Below are 16296 nucleotides of genomic sequence, written 5' to 3' on the forward strand. Positions count from 1 at the left end.
CCGCGCGCTGCGCGACGGCGACCGGCTGCCGCTGGGCAGGCCGCTGCCGCCGCGCGGTAAGCTTGGCGTCTGGCTGCCGAGGCCGGGCAACCGCATCCGCGTCTGTCCGGGGCCGGAATACGCCTTACTGCCCAAACCCGCCCGCCAGCGGCTGTGGAGCCACCCCTGGCAGCTGACGCCGCGCAGCAACCGCATGGGCTACCGGCTGGCGGGGCCGGCGCTGCGCTTGAGCGAGCCGGTGGAGATGCCGTCCCACGGCGCGCTGCCCGGCTTGATCCAGTTGCCGCCGGACGGCCAGCCCATCGTGCTGATGGCCGATGCCCAGGCCACAGGCGGCTATCCCCGGCTGGGCATGGTAGTAGCCGCCGATCTGTGGCAGCTGGGCCAGGCGCGGCTGGGCAGCCAGCTGCACTTCATCGAAGCCGGACGCGATGACGCCGAACAGGCCGACCTGGAATTGCAACGCTATCTGCGGAGAATCGAAAGGATATGCGATGAACATTGACCTCAACGCCGACGTCGGCGAAGGCTGCGGCGGCGACGCCGAATTGCTGGACCTGGTCAGCTCCGCCAACATCGCCTGCGGCTGGCATGCCGGCGACGCCGACACCATGCGCAAGACCGTCCTGCTCGCCCTGGAAAGGGGCGTCGCCATCGGCGCCCACCCCAGCTTTCCCGACCGGGAACACTTCGGCCGCCGCGAAATGCGGCTGCCGATAGAAACGGCGCGGGCCGGCCTGCTATACCAATTGGGCGCGCTGGACGCCATCGTCCGCGCCGAAGGCGGCGCGCTGCGGCACGTCAAGCCTCACGGCGCGCTGTACAACCAGGCCGCGCGCGACCCCGAGCTGGCCACGACGCTGGCCCGCGCGATCCGCGACTACAACCCGGCGCTGCGGGCAGTCGGCCTGGCCGGCGGCTGCTTCATCGACGCCTGCCGCGCCGAAGGGCTGGACACATGGCAGGAAGCCTTCGCCGACCGCGGCTACCGCGCCGACGGCAGTCTGGTGCCGCGCGGCTCGCCCGGCGATCTGCTGGCGGACGACGCGGCCATGCTGGCCCAGGCGGAAGACATGGTATTGCGGCAAGTCGTCGCCGCGGCGGATGGGCAGCGCGTTTCCGTTCGCGCCGACACCCTGTGCCTGCACGGCGACGGCGCCCACGCGCTGCGTTTCGCCCGCCTGCTTCGCCGGCGGCTGGAAGCGTTGGGCGTGGACGTGCGGGCCGGCTGAGCCGGCATTATCCAGGCGATAAGGACAAAACATGGATCAGACCGTCAATCTTTGGCCGCTGCTCGGCATCGCCGCCGTCATTCTGGGCTTCCTGCTGCGCGGCAATCCGTTGCTGGTGGTCTGTTGCGCCGGCATCGTCACCGGCGCGGCCGCTGGCCTGGCCCCCCTGGCCATCCTGGCCAAGGTGGGAGAAGGCTTCATGAAAACCCGCAGCCTGTCGGCCGTCCTGTTGCTCGCCCTGCTGGCGGTCGGACTGGCGGAGCGTCACGGCTTGCGCGAACGCGCCTATCGCTGGATACAGGACATCGGTGACGCCACCGCCGGCGGCCTGTTGATCGTCTACCTGCTGGCGCGCCAGCTGTCGGCCGCGCTGGGCCTGTCCGCCCAGGGCGGGCACCCCCAGGTGGTGCGGCCGATCCTGGTGCCGATGGCGGAGGGCGCCTGGGAAAAGCTGCACGGCAAGCTAAGCGCCGCGCAGCGCGCTCGCCTGCGCGCGATGTGCGCGGCTACCGACAATATCGGCCTGTTTTTCGGCGAGAATCTGTTCGTTGCCTTCAGCGCCGTGATCCTGATGCATGCCTTCATGCGGGAGAACGGCCACTCGCTGGACCCGATCAACCTGGCGCTGTGGGGCGTGCCCACCGCCATGTTCGCCTTTCTGATCCACGCCGGCCGGCTCGCCTGGCATGAATATCGCCTTAGCCGCGCCGCCCAGCGGGAGGAGCGGGAATAATGCTGCAAGCGCAATACCTGTACTGGCTGGTGGGCGGCATCCTGCTACTGGCCGCCGGCATGACGCTGCGGGACAAGCGCCACCCGCGCCGGCTGGGCAGCGCGGCCTTCTGGGGCTTGTTCGGCCTGCTATTCGTCGCCGGCGACTGGCTGCCCGCGGAGCTGGCCGGCGCGATGGTGCTGGCCATGGTGCTGCTCGCCGGGCTGGGGCGGCTGGCGCCGGGCCGGCATGACGCGCTGCCGGCCGAGCGCCTGCAGGAAAGCTTGCGGCGGCTGGGCAACCGCATCTTCCTGCCATCGCTGCTGCTGCCGCTGCTGACCATCGCGCTGAGCCTGCTCGCCCGCAGCCTTCCTTCGTCCGGCGTCCCGCTGCTGGACCCCAAAAACATCACCGTCATGGCCCTGGGCATCGCCTGCCTGGCGTCCACAGCCCTGGCCTGCCGGCTCACCCGGGAAACGCCGCTGCAGGCGGTGCGGGAAACCCGCCGCCTGCTGGACAACGTGGGCTGGGCCTTCCTGCTGCCCCAGGTGCTGGCCTTGCTGGGCTTGCTGTTCGCCGACGCCGGCGTCGGCAAGGCCATCGCCCACCTCTCGGCGCATTACCTGCCGCTGGATATCCGCTGGCTGGCAGTGCTGACCTATGTGCTGGGAATGGCCTTGTTCACGGTGATCATGGGCAACGCTTTCGCCGCCTTCCCGGTGATGACCGCCGGCATCGGCCTGCCCTTTCTGGTGGGCGCCCATCACGGCGACCCGGCGGTGATGGCGGCCATCGGCATGTTCTCCGGCTATTGCGGCACGCTGATGACGCCGATGGCTGCCAATTTCAACATCGTGCCGGCGGCATTGCTGGAGCTGCCGGACCGCAACGCGGTGATCAAGGCCCAATTTCCCACCGCGCTGGCCTTGCTGGCGGTGAATGCCGTATTGTTGGACTGGCTGATGTTCCGCTGAGGAAATGACCGTATGAAAACCGTCTTGCTGACCGGCTTCGAGCCTTTCGGCGGCGAAACCATCAATCCGTCCTGGGAGGCGGCGCGCCGCCTGGATGGAGAGACCATCGCCGGCGCGCGCGTGCACGCGCGGCTGCTGCCCTGCGCGTTCGGCTCGGCGCTGGACTCGCTCTACCGCGAGCTGGACGCGCTGCGACCCGACATCGCCATCGCCGTGGGCCAGGCGGGCGGACGGCCCGACATAGCGGTGGAGCGCGTGGCGATCAATGTCGACGATGCCCGCTTCCCCGACAACGCGGGCCGGCAGCCGATAGACCAGCCGGTAGTCGCGAACGGCCCCGCAGCCTACTTTTCCACCCTGCCGATCAAGGCCATCGTCGCCGGGCTGCGCGAGCGCGGCCTGCCGGCGACGGTGTCTCAGAGCGCCGGCACCTTCGTCTGCAACCACGTGATGTACGGCCTGCTGCACCGCGGCGGCTTGCGCGGCGGCTTCATCCATTTGCCCTTCCTGCCGGAACAGGCGATCCGGCACCCCGGCGCGTTCAGCCTGACGCTGGACGACTGCGTGGCCGCGCTGCGGCTGGCGGTGGCGCTGTCCGTGACGCGCGAACGCGACCTCGCGCTCAGCGGCGGCAGCCTCCACTAGATGTGAAAAGACCCGGCATCGCCGGGTCTCGCAGTGCTCGCCCTCCAATACTTCAGACGTCGTCGGTCTCCGCCCAGCCCTGGCGGTCGCCGCGGGTGATCACCGCGTCGTCCGGCGCGATGTCGCCGGCGCCCCACGGCTGCGCGTCGGCCAGTTGCCGGTATAGCGGCGTGAAATCCGGCGCGGTGGCGTCGAACAGCTGCTTGAAGCTGTCGATGACGAAGTAGGTTTTCTGGAAGGTGTCGATCCGGTAGCGCGTGTTCATGATGCGCATCAGATCGAAGCCGACGCGGTTGGGGCTGCCGCTCTCCAGGCAGTAGATGGACTCCGACTTGCTGGACAGGATGCCCGCGCCGTAGATGCGCATGCCGGCCGGAGTCTGGATCAGGCCGAATTCCACCGTGTACCAATACAGCCGCGCCAGCATCGGCAGCGCGCCCAGCGCCTTGGCCTTCACCCCGCCCTTGCCGTAAGCCTCCAGGTAGTCGGCGAACACCGGATTGATCAGCAGCGGCACGTGGCCGAACAGATCGTGGAATACGTCCGGCTCCTGCAGGTAGTCGAGCTGGTGCGGCTCGCGCAGCCACCAGGTGACCGGGAAGCGGCGGTTGGCCAGGTGCTCGAAGAACACGTCGTCCGGAATCAGGCCCGGCACCGCGACGATCTTCCAGCCGGTGGCGGCCATCAGCTTCTCGTTGAGCTTGTTGAAGTCCGGCACCCGGTCCGCGTCCACTTCCAGGCGCTCCAGGCCTTCCAGAAACTCGTCGCAGGCGCGGCCAGGCAACAGTTTGCATTGGCGCTGGTACAACGTGGCCCAGGTGGCGTGATCTTCCGCGCTGTAGCGATCCAGCGGCTGCGGCAGGGTGAAGTCGTTGGCGTCGTGGCTCAATCCGACATTTTTTCGGGTGGTGATGTCGGGCACCACAAAGTCGGCGCGGTCGTTCATTGCTGAGCTCCGTAGAATTTGGCGATTTACTCTAGTTTAGCCCGGCCGCCATGCGGGAAGACCGCATTGTTTGCCGTTTCGCCGTAAATTTTGCATACTTACCGCATCAAACGTCATAAGTTGCATGAAATGCGCAAAATTGAATTAGACCGCTTCGACCTGCAGATCCTGCACCTGTTGCAGCAGGATGCTCGCGCCACCCATCAGAAGCTGGCTCAGGACATTCCGCTGTCCGCTTCCCAGATCGGCCGCCGCATCCAGCGCATGGAACAGAACGGGGTGATCCAGGGCTATCAGGTGGCGCTCAATCCCGAGCATGTCGGCTTGTCGGTGATGGCCTTCGCCAACGTCAGCCTGGAGCGGCACAACGAGGCCGCGCTGCTGGACTTCGCCCAGTCCATCGACAATCTGCCGGAGGTGCTGGAATGCTACGCCGCCGCCGGCGAGGCCGACTATCTGCTGCGCATCGTGGTGCCGGACCTGCCGTCGCTGTCGGCCTTCGTGATGAACAAGCTGATGCAGCTGTCGCTGGTGCGCAGCGTGAAATCCACCATCGTGCTCAACGCGATCAAGCAGACCATGAAGCTGCCCTTGTCCTCCCTGCCCTGAAACTCTCTGACATTTCTGTCCGTCTATTCTCCATGCCGCCGCGGCTATACCGGTTCATGGCGGCAATCTGTTTTCCAGATGGTTTATGCTGAAAACAATATAAGAAAACGGCTCGATATTACCGACAATAACCGCCGCGCCACGCTCAGAGATCAAGGAGAAACTGAATGGAAGCGTTCCCCGACTGTCCGCCGTTCGACGTATGCAGTCCCAATCTGGCCGCGTCGCTGCGGCAGCTGTCGCTCTATTCCGGCAGCCTGAACCAGGAACAGATTCTTCAATTCCACCGCGCGCTGCGCCCCACCCGGGAAGACCTCGCGCCGTTCCGCCGCTTCGACGACGCGCGCTACTGCCGCAACCGCATCTACCGCGACGAGCATTGCGAGCTGCTGCTGCTGTGCTGGCGCGATGGCCAGCGCAGCCCGATCCACAACCACAAGGGCAGCTTGTGCGGCGTGCGGGTGATAGAAGGCGTCGCCACCGAGACCGTGTTCGAAACCACGCTCTCCGGCCAGTTGGCCGCGCGCGAGACCCGGGAACTGGCGGCCGGCAGCCTGGTGATCAACGGCCATCTGGACATCCACCAGGTGGCCAATCTGCAAGCTGATGGCGGAGATCTGGTCACCCTGCATCTCTATTCGCCGCCGCTGTCGCGGATGGAGCTGTTCGGCATGGAGCCGCAACAGCGGCGGGTGCAAGTACTGGACGACTGCCTGGAATTCCAGATCTGATCCGGCCACAAAAAAAGGCGCGGCCTAAGCCGCGCCTTTTCCCATATCCAGACGGATATCAGAAGCGGTACTGCATCTGCACGCCTAGCAGGTGGCCGGTGATCGAGGAGTAATCGCCCTGCAAACGACTGGTGGTGCCGAATGGGCTATGCGAAGTATTGTCGATCTTGGTATCGCCCACCGCGCGCAGATAGGCGTAGCTCACGTCCACGCTGGCCTGCTTGCTGATCCGGTAGCCGGCGCCCAGGGTCAGCCACATGCGGTCGGCGTCCGGAATCAGCACGTTGCGGTGCTGCGGGTTCGGTACCGGCGTGGTTTCATAGCCCAGGCCTGCGCGCAGGGTCAGCGCGTCGCTGTAGAAGTAGTCGCCGCCCACCGAGAACAGCCAGCTGTTCTTCCAGTGGTTGTCGATGGTGGTGGTGGTATCGATCGGCGCGGGCGTCAGGCCCGGCAACTTAGGCACCACGGGGCTGCCCTTGACCACCAGCTGGTCGAAGCGGCTCCAGCGCGTCCAGCGCGCGGTGGCGCCCACGGCGAACTTGCTGTTCAGCTTGCTGTAGCCGCTCAGCATCAGCCATTCCGGCGTGGTCACCTCGGCCGAGCCGGAATACGTGCCATTGAGCAGGCCGCCCAGCGGCGCGGGAAAGCCGGCATTGGTGTAATCGCCTTTGGCATCGTGATGGATCTTGGAGCGATAGGACAGGCCGACGCGGGTATCGGCGCTGTAGGAATACATCACGCCCAGGTTGTAGCCGAAGCCCCAGCTGTCGGCCTTCAGCTCGCCGCTGGCGCCGGGCAGATAGGCGCCCTGCTTCAGGTCCGCCTTGGCGTATTGCGCAGACACGCCGCCGCCAAAGCTCCACTTGTCGTTCAGCTTGTAAGCCAGCGATGGATTGATGTCCACCGTCATGATGCTGCTGGAGATGCCGTTGTCGCGGCCGCCCCAGTTGTCGCTATAGCTTGCGCCCAGGCCAAACGGCGTGGTCACGCCCAGGCCCAGGAACAGCTGGTCGTTGACCTGGTGGGTCAGGTAACCGTTCGGAATCACTTCGCCCGCGCCGCGGCCATTGTCGTTGGCAGAAGTCGTCACGGTGGCGGGAGGCGTGCCAGGTAGATGGCTGACGCTGGTATTGCGGCCGCTGAACGGCGCGTCGATTTCCGCGTAGGTCAGGCCGCCTTGCACGCGCGTGCCGGACAGCAGGGTCATGCCAGCTGGGTTGTAGAACACGGCGGACAGGTCGTCGCCGGCCAAGCCGGCGCCGGCGTAGGCGCGGCCCATGCCAGTGATGCTTTGCTCGGTCAGCTGGAAACCGGCGGCCTGCGCGGCGGGCGCGGCGGCGAACAAGGCGGCGATGGAAACGGACAACAGACTCAGGGAGCGGGGTGCGGCTTGCATTGTATTTTGAATTCCTGAAATGAATCGCGCCGGACGAGCCGGCGCATCATGCAAACAGAATAAAAAGATAGTGCTTGCATCTTTTAGGGGGTGGAGTCTAAGCTCGAAATCCACTCGCCGCAAGAGAAAAACATATCTTTGTTAAGCATTGCGAACCCGCCGCCGCGCTACGGCGCCTGCCTCCGCCGCGGGCGGCTATGCTAGAATCAGCGCCCTGTCCCACAAGCCCGCAAAGCCATTCAACGATGAAGAAACTGATCAGCAGCCTGGCCCTCGCCGCCCTGCCCGCACTCGCCTTCGCCGCCCCGGTGGCAGAGATGGTCACCAACAAGGGCAATATCGAAATCGCGCTGGATTCGGCCAAGGCCCCCAAGTCCGTCGCCAATTTCGTCGCCTACGCCAAGGCCGGCCACTACAACGGCACCGTGTTCCACCGCGTGATCGACGGCTTCATGATCCAGGGCGGCGGTTTCGACGCCAAGCTCAACCAGAAGCCGACCCGCGCGCCGATCGCCAACGAGGCCAATAACGGCCTGAAGAACGACGTCGGCACCATCGCGATGGCCCGCACCTCGGATCCAAACTCCGCCACCGCGCAGTTCTTCATCAACGTAGCCGGCAACGACTTCCTCAATTACAGTTCGCCGACGCCGCAGGGCGCGGGCTACGCCGTGTTCGGCAAAGTCACCAAGGGCATGGATGTGGTCAACCGCATCGCCAAGCTTCGCACCGGCAGCATGAACGGCATGCAGGACGTGCCGTTCGAGCCGGTCATCATCCAAAAAGTCACCATCAAACCGTAAGGCCGTCCGCGGCTGCAGCGCAAAGGAAAACGCAATGATCAAACTGACGACCAACTTCGGTGAAATCACCCTGGAACTGGACCACGAGAAGGCGCCGAAAACCGCCGCCAACTTCGAAGAGTACGTGAAGAGCGGCCACTACGACGGCACCATCTTCCACCGCGTGATCAACGGCTTCATGATCCAGGGCGGCGGTTTCGACGCCGACATGAACCAGAAGCCCACCCGGGACCCGATCCAGAACGAGGCCAACAACGGCCTGTCCAACAAGACCTACACCGTCGCCATGGCCCGCACCATGGACCCGCACTCGGCGTCGGCCCAGTTCTTCATCAACGTCTCCGACAACGATTTCCTGGACTTCAAGTCCGAAAGCTCCCAGGGCTGGGGCTACGCGGTATTCGGCCAGGTAGTAGCCGGCCAGGACGTGGTGGATCGCATCAAGACCGTCCGCACCGGCCGCAGCGGCATGCATCAGGATGTGCCGGTTGAGCCCATCGTGCTCCAAAAGGCGGAAGTCATCTAAGCGTCCGCTTGCAAAATCCAGCCGGGGCCTCGCCCCGGCTTTGTCTTTCCCCGGATACCCCAGCTGCCATGGCCATTCATTTCATTTCCGACCTGCACCTCGCCGACGACACCCCGGCGCTCAACCAGCTGTTCCTGGACACGCTCGCCGCCTGGCGCGGCCGGATCGCGGCGCTGTACATCCTGGGAGACCTGTTCGAATACTGGGTGGGAGACGACGACGACTCCCCCTACCTGGAAGCGCCGCTGGCCGCGATGCGCGCCTTCGCCGCCGACACGCCGCTGTACGTGATGCGCGGCAACCGCGACTTCCTGCTGGGCGCCGGCTTCGAAGCCCGCAGCGGCGCCAAGCTGCTGGACGACCCGATGCTGATCGAGGCGCACGGCCGGCGCATCCTGCTCAGCCACGGCGACGCGCTGTGCACCGACGACGCAGCCTACCAGCAGTTCCGCGCGATGAGCCGCAACCCGCAGTGGCAGCAGGCGATGCTGGCCAAGCCGCTGGCCGAGCGCCACGCCATCGCCCGCCATGCCCGCGCGCAAAGCGAGATGAACAAGCAGCAAACCGGCCTGACCGCCATCTCCGATGTCACCGAGACCGCTGTGCGCGAACTGCTGGCCGCCCATGACTGGCCGACGCTGATCCATGGCCACACCCATCGACCCGCCCATCACCTTCACGACGCGTCCAGCCGCTGGGTGATCCAGGACTGGCACGGCGACCGCGGCGGCTACCTGCGCCTGGATGAGCAGGGCATCGCTCAACTGCCGCTCTCTTAAGAACCACAGCCAAAACCTCTCAGCCTGCGTTGCGCCTCTCTGCCTGCGGCGGCGCGCTCTGACTCTGCGTCTCGGCGAGGGCTTGCCAACAGCGTCAAGTTCTCGTCCCGCAGCAGCTCGCGCCGCGTCTCAGCGCTTCGGTGAAATACGGCGCGTCGAGCGGGCATAATAAAAAATCGATGCCATATAAATTTCCATTCCCTCTCCCCACCGGCTTTGAGATTCATTAAAACTCGCTCGACTTCCTGCCTTGCCCACCCCGATTCAGCCTGATTTCCTCGCCTTAAGCTTCACTCGAAGACATATTTCTTTATTCTTTTTGCAATATTTGTTTATTGAAATCTAAATGACAATAGACTAAATTTGCCGCTTAAAAATAATTCCAAGCCGAACTAATCCAGACTGGTCATTTTTACAGACATGAGCGCGCCTAGATGCCACGCGTTTGCAGCCACGCTCATGGACACAAAATTTTCCAGCCAGGACAAGGCCCCGCCCTCCGCCTCGCCCAAGTCATCCACTTGGTTTGCCATGCAATTGACCATGCCTGACGGCAGGCCCGCTGCTGCGCATGAAAAATGCATCAGAACTAAAAATTGGTTTTTCTACATCTCAGGAAATGAAATGGATAAGAAGGCATACTTGCGCCCCTTGACTCTGGCCGTGCTCGCGGCCCTGGCCAGCCAGGCCGCGCTCGCGGAGGAAACCCAGCTGCAGACCGTCACCATCACCGGCGCCGGCGACAAGCTGGGCGTGGGCTTGCTGCAGCAACAGGAAGGCGCGCGCGCGCGCAGCGATGTCAGCAAGGCCGCGCTGGAAAAACAAAGCCCGACCTCCAACATCTACCAGGGCATCAATATGCTGCCCGGCGTCAACGCGTCCAGCCAGGACAACACCGGCATGTTCGGCGGCGCGCTGACCATACGCGGCTTCAACTCCGACCAGATCGGCGTCACCATCAACGGCGTGCCGGTCAATGACTCCGGCAGCTACAACGTCTATCCGCAGGAATTCGTCGACCTGGAAAACCTGTGCCAGGGCTCGGTCACCCAGGGCTCCAGCGACACCGACGCGCCGCACATGGGCGCCAGCGGCGGCAATATGAGCTTCGTCACCTGCGATCCGGAAAAAGAGCGCCGGGTGCGCTTCGCCCAAAGCCTGGGGAGCAACAAGCTGCAACGCACCTACATCCGCGGCGACACCGGCCTGTTCGCCGACGGCAAGGCGCGCGCCTTCGCCAGCTATTCGCACAGCGAAACCGACAAGTGGAAAGGCGCCGGCGGCATGAAGCGCGACCACGTCGACACCGGCATCCGCTACGATTTCAGCGGCGGCTACATCAACGCTTCCGTGCTGTACAACCGCCAGATCGGCAACGCCTTCGGCACCCCGACGCTGCAGCAGCTGCAGCAAACCGGCTATGGCTACGACTACTCGACCCAATTCCTGCCCGGCCATCTGACGCCGAAGAACGGCGCCGCGCAAAAAGAAACCGGGCCGACCCCCGCTTACTACCAGCTGCAGCAAAACCCGTTCGAGAACGTGATCGCCAAAGTGGACGCCGTGCTGAAGCTGGGCCCCGACACCCGCGTCAAGATCCAGCCCTACTTCTGGTACGGCTACGGCGGCGCCACCAGCCAGCAAACCCAGTCCGAAAGCGCTTTCTTGAACAAGTCCGCCCATACCGACACGGCGGCCAGGGACCTGAACGGCGACGGCGACACGCTGGACACCATCGTGGTCAACGGCAGCAGCATCACCCGCACCCGCCGCCCGGGCATCACCGTCACCATGGAGCAGAGCCTGGGCAACCACCTGCTGCAGGCAGGGGTCTGGTACGAGCGCGCCCAACACGTCCAGACCGGACCGGAAAGCCTGACCAATGCCGATGGCAGCCCGCAGGACCCATGGATGCGGTCCGGGCTGGTCACCCGTCCGGACGGCAGCCAGTATCAGTTCCGCGACTGGGAAACCGTCAGCACCGCCACCCAGCTGTTCGCCATCGGCACCTTCAACTTCCTGGACGACCGCCTCGGCATCAACGCCGGCCTGCGCACGCCGCAGATCAAGCGCGAGTTCACCAACCACGCCAACGAAGGCTGCGGCGCCTCCAGCAAGACCTGCGCGGCGGCCTACGATTACACCATCAGCAAAACCTACCGCGAAACCTTGCCCAGCTTCGGCATGCGCTACTACCTGACACCCAAGCAGCAGGTATTCTTCAACATCACCAAGAACTACCGCGCGGTGCCCAACTACGCCTACAGCAGCAGCAACGGCAATGTGCAGGTGGTCAACGGCCAGGTGGTGCTGAACAACGACGTGGTGCCGGAAACCTCGGTCAACACCGACCTGGGCTATCGCTGGCAGGGCGACATCCTGACGCTGAGCGGCTCGCTGTTCAACGTGGACTTCAGCAACCGCCAGGCCAACTCCTATGATCCGGTGACGCTGAAATCGGTGAACATCAACGCCGGCGGCGTGCATACCTGGGGCGGCGAAATCGAGCTGGGCACCGTGCCGGTCAAGGGCTGGAGCGCTTACGCCTCCTTCACCAGCAATCACAGCGAAATCCAGAACAACCTGAACTGGAAGGACGCGTCCGGCAACAACACCCTGCTGCAAACCCAGGGCAACGACTTCCCGATGACCCCGCGCTGGATGGCCGCGCTGTCGCTGCAATACTCGCCGGGCGCCTGGTATATCCGCACCGACGTCAAGCACACCGGCAAGCAGTTCGCCACCCTGGTCAACGACGAAGCGGTGCCGGAATACACGACGGTGGATCTGGATGCCGGCTACCGCTTTGGCAATATGGGCATGCTGAAAAACCCGACGCTGAAGCTGAACCTCAGCAATATGTTCAATACCAGCTACCGCATCCCGACCTCGTCCAAGGTCAACGCGGCGGACACCGTGCGCTACAACCTGGGCGCGCCGCGCAGCGTGGCGGTGACGATGCAGGTCGATCTGTAATCCTCGACCTCGTCCAATTGAAACAGGCCGGGACAACCCGGCCTGTTTCTTTTTCGGTCTAAGCCGTCATCTGCGGCATCGCCTCGCCATTGACGCTCACGCTGACAGCGCTGCCGCCCAGCGAGATTTCCACCTTCGACGGAGCAGGCATTCTGGACGCGTAATGACGGTACACCGCCATGCGCTCGGCGTCGTTGCGCGCCCGGTACCAGTCTCGGATATAGTCGCCAGACTCATCCATTGCCGGCACGCCGGCAGCCATGACTTGCAAATTGCAAATGGCGCTGTTCAGCTCCGGATTCTGGTTGCACAGCTGTTCGATGCGCGCCAGATCGGCCCGTTGGCCGGACAGCGTCACCTTCCCGTTCGCCACGCTGGCGATCTGAACCGGGGGATTCATAGGCAAGCCCGCCTGACCCAATGCTCCCGCCAGCAGCTGGCTCACGTATTCCCCGTGCAGCGCGACGCCCTCCCGCGACGGCAGCAGCCATTTGACATCCTCGTCGTTCAGCGGGCCATCGTGAACAGGCGGCGGCCTCACAGTCGGCGCGCTGCCTGCCAATTGCCGCTGCGCTTGTTTCAACGTCTTGGCAAAGACTGCATCATCATTTTTGCCGGCAACATTTGCCGGCCTTGCATTGGATACGCCAAAACCATTCTACTCACCGACCTTATCCAGTTGCATGACAGTCTCCTCGCGGTTCAATCGCAGCCAACAAACAGCAAGAAACATTCCATGCAAACTCAGCCGGCCCTGATCAATAAATGCCAAAGACATATCAATCGCAAGATGGGAAACGGCGAACCAACGCCGATGGATCGACGTTTCCAACAAAGCAAAAACGCGCCAAATCGATTCAAACGTGGAAACAACGGAGAAAATCGGAATGAAAGAGCAGAGACCTCAGGTTCCGCAGGGCGGCGAAATCAAGAACGGGCAGGCAGCCACACCGGCCACCAGCCGGCCTCTGTCGCCGCGCGGTGGGATACGGCGATGCCCGGCACCGCCAGCAGCTCGCCATCCGCGCCATACAACAACGGCCAGCGGCGGCGCAGCAACGGCGGCACCCCGGCCTCGCGGAACAGGTCCTTCACCTCGCGGCGCCCCACCCTGGCAGACAGTTTTTCTCCGCCTCGCCGCGGCGCCAGGCTGGCGCCGTTTTTCAGCACAACCGCCGGCAAGCCGCGGTCTCGCCACTCCCAAGCCAGCTCACCGCCCCAATCCGGCAGCGGCTGGGCGTCGCCTTCCCGCCACAACAACACGGTCGCGGCCGGCGGCTCAGCCTGTGCTTTAGGCCAGGCCTGCAAGGTATCGGCAAAACGCAACAAACACCCCTGCGACAGCTCCAAAAGCGGACTTGTGCCCAAATCCGCATACTCGGCCTGCCGCAAAAACTCCAACAAAGCGCCCGGCTCCGGCGCTGGCCAGCCCAAATCATCCAGCCAAGCCAGCAGCATTTGACGTCGGCGCGGCGCAGACAAGGCCAACAGCTTTGCGCAATCCAACCCATTTCCGGTTTGACAGGCCCGCAGGTCCTGGCGCGCCACCTCGTCCAGGATGGCCGCAGCATCAGCCTGCAGCATCGCCGCGCGCGCCAGATGGCTGCGGTAATGGGGCAGATCTTGCTCAAGACGGGGGAGAATTTCGCGCCGCAGCAGGTTGCGGCGATAACGGGTGTCCAGATTGCTTTCGTCGTCGACCCAGGACAGCCTCCTCTCCCGGACATAAGCCTCCAGCCGCGCGCGGGGAGTCTCCAGCAGCGGCCGCCACAGCAGCTTGCCAGGGGCCAGTTCGCGCAGCGCCGGCATCGCCGCCAGCGCCCGAACGCCGCCGCCGCGCAGCAGCTGCAGCAACACGGTTTCGGCCTGGTCATCCTGATGATGGGCCAGCGCGACCACGCTGGCGGCGGAACGCCGATAGACCGCGTAACGCGCCTCGCGCGCCGCCGCTTCGACGCTCTCGCCGCCGGCGGCGCGCACTTGAACCTTTTCGACGCGCAAAGGCACGCCCAGAGCGTCGCACAAGGCCTGGCAATGCTCGGCCCACGCGTCGGCATTGAGGCTCAGGCCATGATGAACATGCACGGCGGACAGCATCAGCTCCGGCCGCCGCTCACGCGCCTCGCACAACAGTGACAGCAGCGCCACCGAGTCCAGTCCGCCGGAAAGCCCGACCTCAAAAGCGAAAAGGCCGGACAACTCGTCCGGCCAATGCTTGATCAGGCTATCCGCCAGCTCAGGCTGCGTCTTCCTTGAAACGGCCATAGCTCATCAGGCGGTCGAAGCGTTCCTTCAGCAACGCGTCCATCGGTTTGGACTGCACTTCCTTCATCTCGTCCTGCAATACGCGTTTCAAGGTAGCCATCATCTGCGCGTGATCTCGGTGGGCGCCGCCCACCGGCTCGGTTACCACACGGTCGATCAGGCCCAACGTTTTCAACCGCGGCGCGGTGATGCCCAGCGCCTCCGCGGCGTCAGACGCGCGCTCGGCTGTCTTCCACAGAATGGAAGCGCAACCTTCCGGCGAAATCACCGAATAAGTGGCGTACTGCAGCATATTGACGCTGTCGCCAACTGCGATGGCTAGCGCGCCGCCGGAGCCCCCCTCGCCGATCACCGTGACGACAATGGGCACCCGCAGGCGGGTCATCTCGTACAGATTGCGGCCTATCGCCTCGGACTGGCCGCGTTCCTCCGCTCCGATACCCGGCCAGGCGCCGGTGGTATCGACGAAAGTGAACACCGGAATGCCGAATTTCTCGGCCAGCTTCATCAGGCGCAACGCCTTTCTATAGCCTTCCGGGTGCGGCATACCGAAATTGCGCCGGATCTTTTCCTTGGTGTCGCGGCCCTTCTGCTGGCCGATCACCATCACCGACTGGCCGTTGAAACGAGCCAGGCCGCCAACAATGGCGGCGTCGTCGGCAAACGCGCGATCGCCGTGCAGCTCTTCAAAATCAGTGAAGATGGCCTGGATGTAATCCAAGGTATAAGGACGCTGCGGATGGCGAGCCACCATCGCGATCTGCGACGGCGTCAGCTTAGCGTATAGAGTCTTGGTCAGTTCCAGACTCTTCTTCTGCAGGCGGGCGATCTCTTCGGAGATATCCAGCACGGAATCGTCCTGCACGAAACGCAGCTCTTCAATTTTGTTCTCGAGCTCAGCAATCGGTTGCTCAAAATCGAGAAAGGTCGGCTTCATTCTTAACAATCATCCGTCAAACCTAATCGCGGCATGATACATGAGGCGCGAAGCCGCCGTCACCCGCAGACCCGGCAAAAAGCCGAAAAATTGGAGCAAATATTCAAAACATCAGCTTTCCGCAAAAAAACTTTCCCCGAGCACTTGCGCGAGCTTAAACCCTGTGCTTTAATTCGCCTCCTCGCTGAAACGCAAGCAGCGAAACGGATTCAGGGCGTTTAGCTCAGTTGGTAGAGCGTCTGCCTTACAAGCAGAATGTCGGCGGTTCGACTCCGTCAACGCCCACCAAAGTTTTCGGTTGGAGTGGTAGTTCAGTTGGTTAGAATACCGGCCTGTCACGCCGGGGGTCGCGGGTTCGAGTCCCGTCCACTCCGCCAACAGTTTCAAGCAGTACCCGAATATCGGGCGTTTAGCTCAGTTGGTAGAGCGTCTGCCTTACAAGCAGAATGTCGGCGGTTCGACTCCGTCAACGCCCACCAAAGTTTCGGCTGGAGTGGTAGTTCAGTTGGTTAGAATACCGGCCTGTCACGCCGGGGGTCGCGGGTTCGAGTCCCGTCCACTCCGCCAACGGTTTCAAGCAGTACCCGAATATCGGGCGTTTAGCTCAGTTGGTAGAGCGTCTGCCTTACAAGCAGAATGTCGGCGGTTCGACTCCGTCAACGCCCACCAAAGTTTTCGGCTGGAGTGGTAGTTCAGTTGGTTAGAATACCGGCCTGTCACGCCGGGGGTCGCGGGTTCGAGTCCCGTCCACTCCGCCAACAGTTT

At 63.7% G+C, this 16296-nt stretch carries 16 protein-coding genes and 6 tRNA genes; 17 read left to right on the top strand and 5 right to left on the bottom strand.

Annotation, left to right across the window (positions count from 1 at the left end):
* The 5 genes from LQR33_RS22625 to pcp form a co-directional block, all read left to right on the top strand.
* Positions 1 to 505: 5-oxoprolinase subunit C family protein (locus LQR33_RS22625; protein ID WP_462476157.1), on the top strand; the 505-nt coding region annotated here is incomplete at its 5' end.
* Positions 495 to 1232, top strand: coding sequence for a 5-oxoprolinase subunit PxpA (gene pxpA / locus LQR33_RS22630; protein WP_231470535.1), 738 nt, complete (start codon positions 495 to 497; stop codon positions 1230 to 1232). The genes LQR33_RS22625 and pxpA, both read left to right, overlap by 11 nt.
* A 31-nt stretch (positions 1233 to 1263) precedes the next feature.
* Positions 1264 to 1965 carry a DUF969 domain-containing protein gene (locus LQR33_RS22635; RefSeq protein ID WP_166441605.1) on the top strand — a complete coding sequence of 234 codons (702 nt, stop codon included), beginning with the start codon at positions 1264 to 1266 and terminating at the stop codon, positions 1963 to 1965.
* Positions 1965 to 2918 (top strand): DUF979 domain-containing protein, encoded by a 954-nt coding sequence (locus LQR33_RS22640; protein WP_205692711.1) that lies wholly within the window; start codon positions 1965 to 1967, stop codon positions 2916 to 2918. Before LQR33_RS22635 ends, LQR33_RS22640 begins: the two co-directional genes overlap by 1 nt.
* Before the next feature lie 12 nt (positions 2919 to 2930).
* Positions 2931 to 3563 carry a pyroglutamyl-peptidase I gene (gene pcp / locus LQR33_RS22645; RefSeq protein WP_221666100.1) on the top strand — a complete coding sequence of 211 codons (633 nt, stop codon included), beginning with the start codon at positions 2931 to 2933 and terminating at the stop codon, positions 3561 to 3563.
* A gap of 52 nt (positions 3564 to 3615) precedes the next feature.
* Here pcp and phhA read toward each other — a convergent pair whose 3' ends face one another.
* Complete coding sequence (gene phhA, locus LQR33_RS22650; protein ID WP_221666101.1) at positions 3616 to 4509, bottom strand: phenylalanine 4-monooxygenase; 894 nt, start codon at positions 4507 to 4509, stop codon at positions 3616 to 3618.
* Between the two features lie 129 nt (positions 4510 to 4638).
* Here phhA and LQR33_RS22655 point away from each other — a divergent pair, with 129 nt between their 5' ends.
* On the top strand, positions 4639 to 5118 hold the full coding sequence (locus tag LQR33_RS22655) for an Lrp/AsnC family transcriptional regulator (protein ID WP_021477662.1): 480 nt from the start codon (positions 4639 to 4641) through the stop codon (positions 5116 to 5118).
* A gap of 167 nt (positions 5119 to 5285) precedes the next feature.
* Positions 5286 to 5849, top strand: a complete 564-nt coding sequence (locus LQR33_RS22660) for a cysteine dioxygenase (protein ID WP_231470536.1) — start codon at positions 5286 to 5288, stop codon at positions 5847 to 5849.
* A gap of 58 nt (positions 5850 to 5907) precedes the next feature.
* Here LQR33_RS22660 and LQR33_RS22665 read toward each other — a convergent pair whose 3' ends face one another.
* Positions 5908 to 7245, bottom strand: a complete 1338-nt coding sequence (locus LQR33_RS22665; protein ID WP_231470537.1) for an OmpP1/FadL family transporter — start codon at positions 7243 to 7245, stop codon at positions 5908 to 5910.
* A gap of 245 nt (positions 7246 to 7490) precedes the next feature.
* On the opposite strand from LQR33_RS22665, the gene LQR33_RS22670 reads away from it, so the two are divergent.
* The 4 genes from LQR33_RS22670 (at position 7491) to LQR33_RS22685 (ending at position 12329) form a co-directional block, all read left to right on the top strand.
* Positions 7491 to 8048, top strand: a complete 558-nt coding sequence (locus tag LQR33_RS22670) for a peptidylprolyl isomerase (RefSeq protein ID WP_021477659.1) — start codon at positions 7491 to 7493, stop codon at positions 8046 to 8048.
* A gap of 34 nt (positions 8049 to 8082) precedes the next feature.
* The gene (locus LQR33_RS22675) at positions 8083 to 8574 is read left to right on the top strand and encodes a peptidylprolyl isomerase (RefSeq protein WP_021477658.1); all 492 of its coding nucleotides are present in this window, start codon (positions 8083 to 8085) and stop codon (positions 8572 to 8574) included.
* A 68-nt stretch (positions 8575 to 8642) separates the two neighbouring features.
* On the top strand, positions 8643 to 9353 hold the full coding sequence (locus LQR33_RS22680) for a UDP-2,3-diacylglucosamine diphosphatase (protein ID WP_231470538.1): 711 nt from the start codon (positions 8643 to 8645) through the stop codon (positions 9351 to 9353).
* 624 nt (positions 9354 to 9977) lie between these two features.
* Positions 9978 to 12329 carry a TonB-dependent receptor gene (locus LQR33_RS22685; RefSeq protein ID WP_231470539.1) on the top strand — a complete coding sequence of 784 codons (2352 nt, stop codon included), beginning with the start codon at positions 9978 to 9980 and terminating at the stop codon, positions 12327 to 12329.
* 58 nt (positions 12330 to 12387) lie between these two features.
* Here LQR33_RS22685 and LQR33_RS22690 read toward each other — a convergent pair whose 3' ends face one another.
* From LQR33_RS22690 to LQR33_RS22700, 3 genes are all read right to left on the bottom strand, one after another.
* Positions 12388 to 12912 (bottom strand): hypothetical protein, encoded by a 525-nt coding sequence (locus tag LQR33_RS22690; RefSeq protein ID WP_231470540.1) that lies wholly within the window; start codon positions 12910 to 12912, stop codon positions 12388 to 12390.
* Positions 12913 to 13256: 344 nt separating this feature from the next.
* Positions 13257 to 14594: a tRNA lysidine(34) synthetase TilS gene (gene tilS / locus LQR33_RS22695; protein ID WP_231470541.1), complete on the bottom strand. Its 1338-nt coding sequence runs from the start codon at positions 14592 to 14594 to the stop codon at positions 13257 to 13259.
* A complete protein-coding gene (locus LQR33_RS22700; RefSeq protein ID WP_166441596.1) occupies positions 14566 to 15531 on the bottom strand; it encodes an acetyl-CoA carboxylase carboxyltransferase subunit alpha in 966 nt (321 codons plus the stop codon). Before LQR33_RS22700 ends, tilS begins: the two co-directional genes overlap by 29 nt.
* 212 nt (positions 15532 to 15743) lie before the next feature.
* On the opposite strand from LQR33_RS22700, the gene LQR33_RS22705 reads away from it, so the two are divergent.
* From LQR33_RS22705 to LQR33_RS22730, 6 genes are all read left to right on the top strand, one after another.
* Positions 15744 to 15819 (top strand) — tRNA-Val (locus LQR33_RS22705).
* Between the two features lie 12 nt (positions 15820 to 15831).
* Positions 15832 to 15908, top strand: a tRNA-Asp gene (locus LQR33_RS22710).
* A 26-nt stretch (positions 15909 to 15934) separates the two neighbouring features.
* Positions 15935 to 16010: transfer RNA gene (locus LQR33_RS22715), tRNA-Val, on the top strand.
* Between the two features lie 11 nt (positions 16011 to 16021).
* A tRNA-Asp gene (locus LQR33_RS22720) sits at positions 16022 to 16098 on the top strand.
* Positions 16099 to 16124: 26 nt separating this feature from the next.
* Positions 16125 to 16200 (top strand) — tRNA-Val (locus LQR33_RS22725).
* A 12-nt stretch (positions 16201 to 16212) separates the two neighbouring features.
* Positions 16213 to 16289, top strand: a tRNA-Asp gene (locus tag LQR33_RS22730).
* Positions 16290 to 16296: the final 7 nt, after the last annotated feature.

The sequence above is a fragment of the Chromobacterium piscinae genome, from assembly GCF_021129175.1.
In the GTDB taxonomy this organism is placed as follows: Bacteria; Pseudomonadota; Gammaproteobacteria; order Burkholderiales; family Chromobacteriaceae; genus Chromobacterium; species Chromobacterium piscinae.

Bases quoted from the DNA above. Each gene is read 5' to 3' on its own strand.
- pxpA (WP_231470535.1), top strand. From the start codon at position 495: ATGAACATTGACCTCAACGCCGACGTCGGCGAAGGCTGCGGCGGCGAC.
- LQR33_RS22635 (WP_166441605.1), top strand. From the start codon at position 1,264: ATGGATCAGACCGTCAATCTTTGGCCGCTGCTCGGCATCGCCGCCGTC.
- LQR33_RS22640 (WP_205692711.1), top strand. From the start codon at position 1,965: ATGCTGCAAGCGCAATACCTGTACTGGCTGGTGGGCGGCATCCTGCTA.
- pcp (WP_221666100.1), top strand. From the start codon at position 2,931: ATGAAAACCGTCTTGCTGACCGGCTTCGAGCCTTTCGGCGGCGAAACC.
- phhA (WP_221666101.1), bottom strand. From the start codon at position 4,509: ATGAACGACCGCGCCGACTTTGTGGTGCCCGACATCACCACCCGAAAA.
- LQR33_RS22655 (WP_021477662.1), top strand. From the start codon at position 4,639: ATGCGCAAAATTGAATTAGACCGCTTCGACCTGCAGATCCTGCACCTG.
- LQR33_RS22660 (WP_231470536.1), top strand. From the start codon at position 5,286: ATGGAAGCGTTCCCCGACTGTCCGCCGTTCGACGTATGCAGTCCCAAT.
- LQR33_RS22665 (WP_231470537.1), bottom strand. From the start codon at position 7,245: ATGCAAGCCGCACCCCGCTCCCTGAGTCTGTTGTCCGTTTCCATCGCC.
- LQR33_RS22670 (WP_021477659.1), top strand. From the start codon at position 7,491: ATGAAGAAACTGATCAGCAGCCTGGCCCTCGCCGCCCTGCCCGCACTC.
- LQR33_RS22675 (WP_021477658.1), top strand. From the start codon at position 8,083: ATGATCAAACTGACGACCAACTTCGGTGAAATCACCCTGGAACTGGAC.
- LQR33_RS22680 (WP_231470538.1), top strand. From the start codon at position 8,643: ATGGCCATTCATTTCATTTCCGACCTGCACCTCGCCGACGACACCCCG.
- LQR33_RS22685 (WP_231470539.1), top strand. From the start codon at position 9,978: ATGGATAAGAAGGCATACTTGCGCCCCTTGACTCTGGCCGTGCTCGCG.
- tilS (WP_231470541.1), bottom strand. From the start codon at position 14,594: ATGGCCGTTTCAAGGAAGACGCAGCCTGAGCTGGCGGATAGCCTGATC.
- LQR33_RS22700 (WP_166441596.1), bottom strand. From the start codon at position 15,531: ATGAAGCCGACCTTTCTCGATTTTGAGCAACCGATTGCTGAGCTCGAG.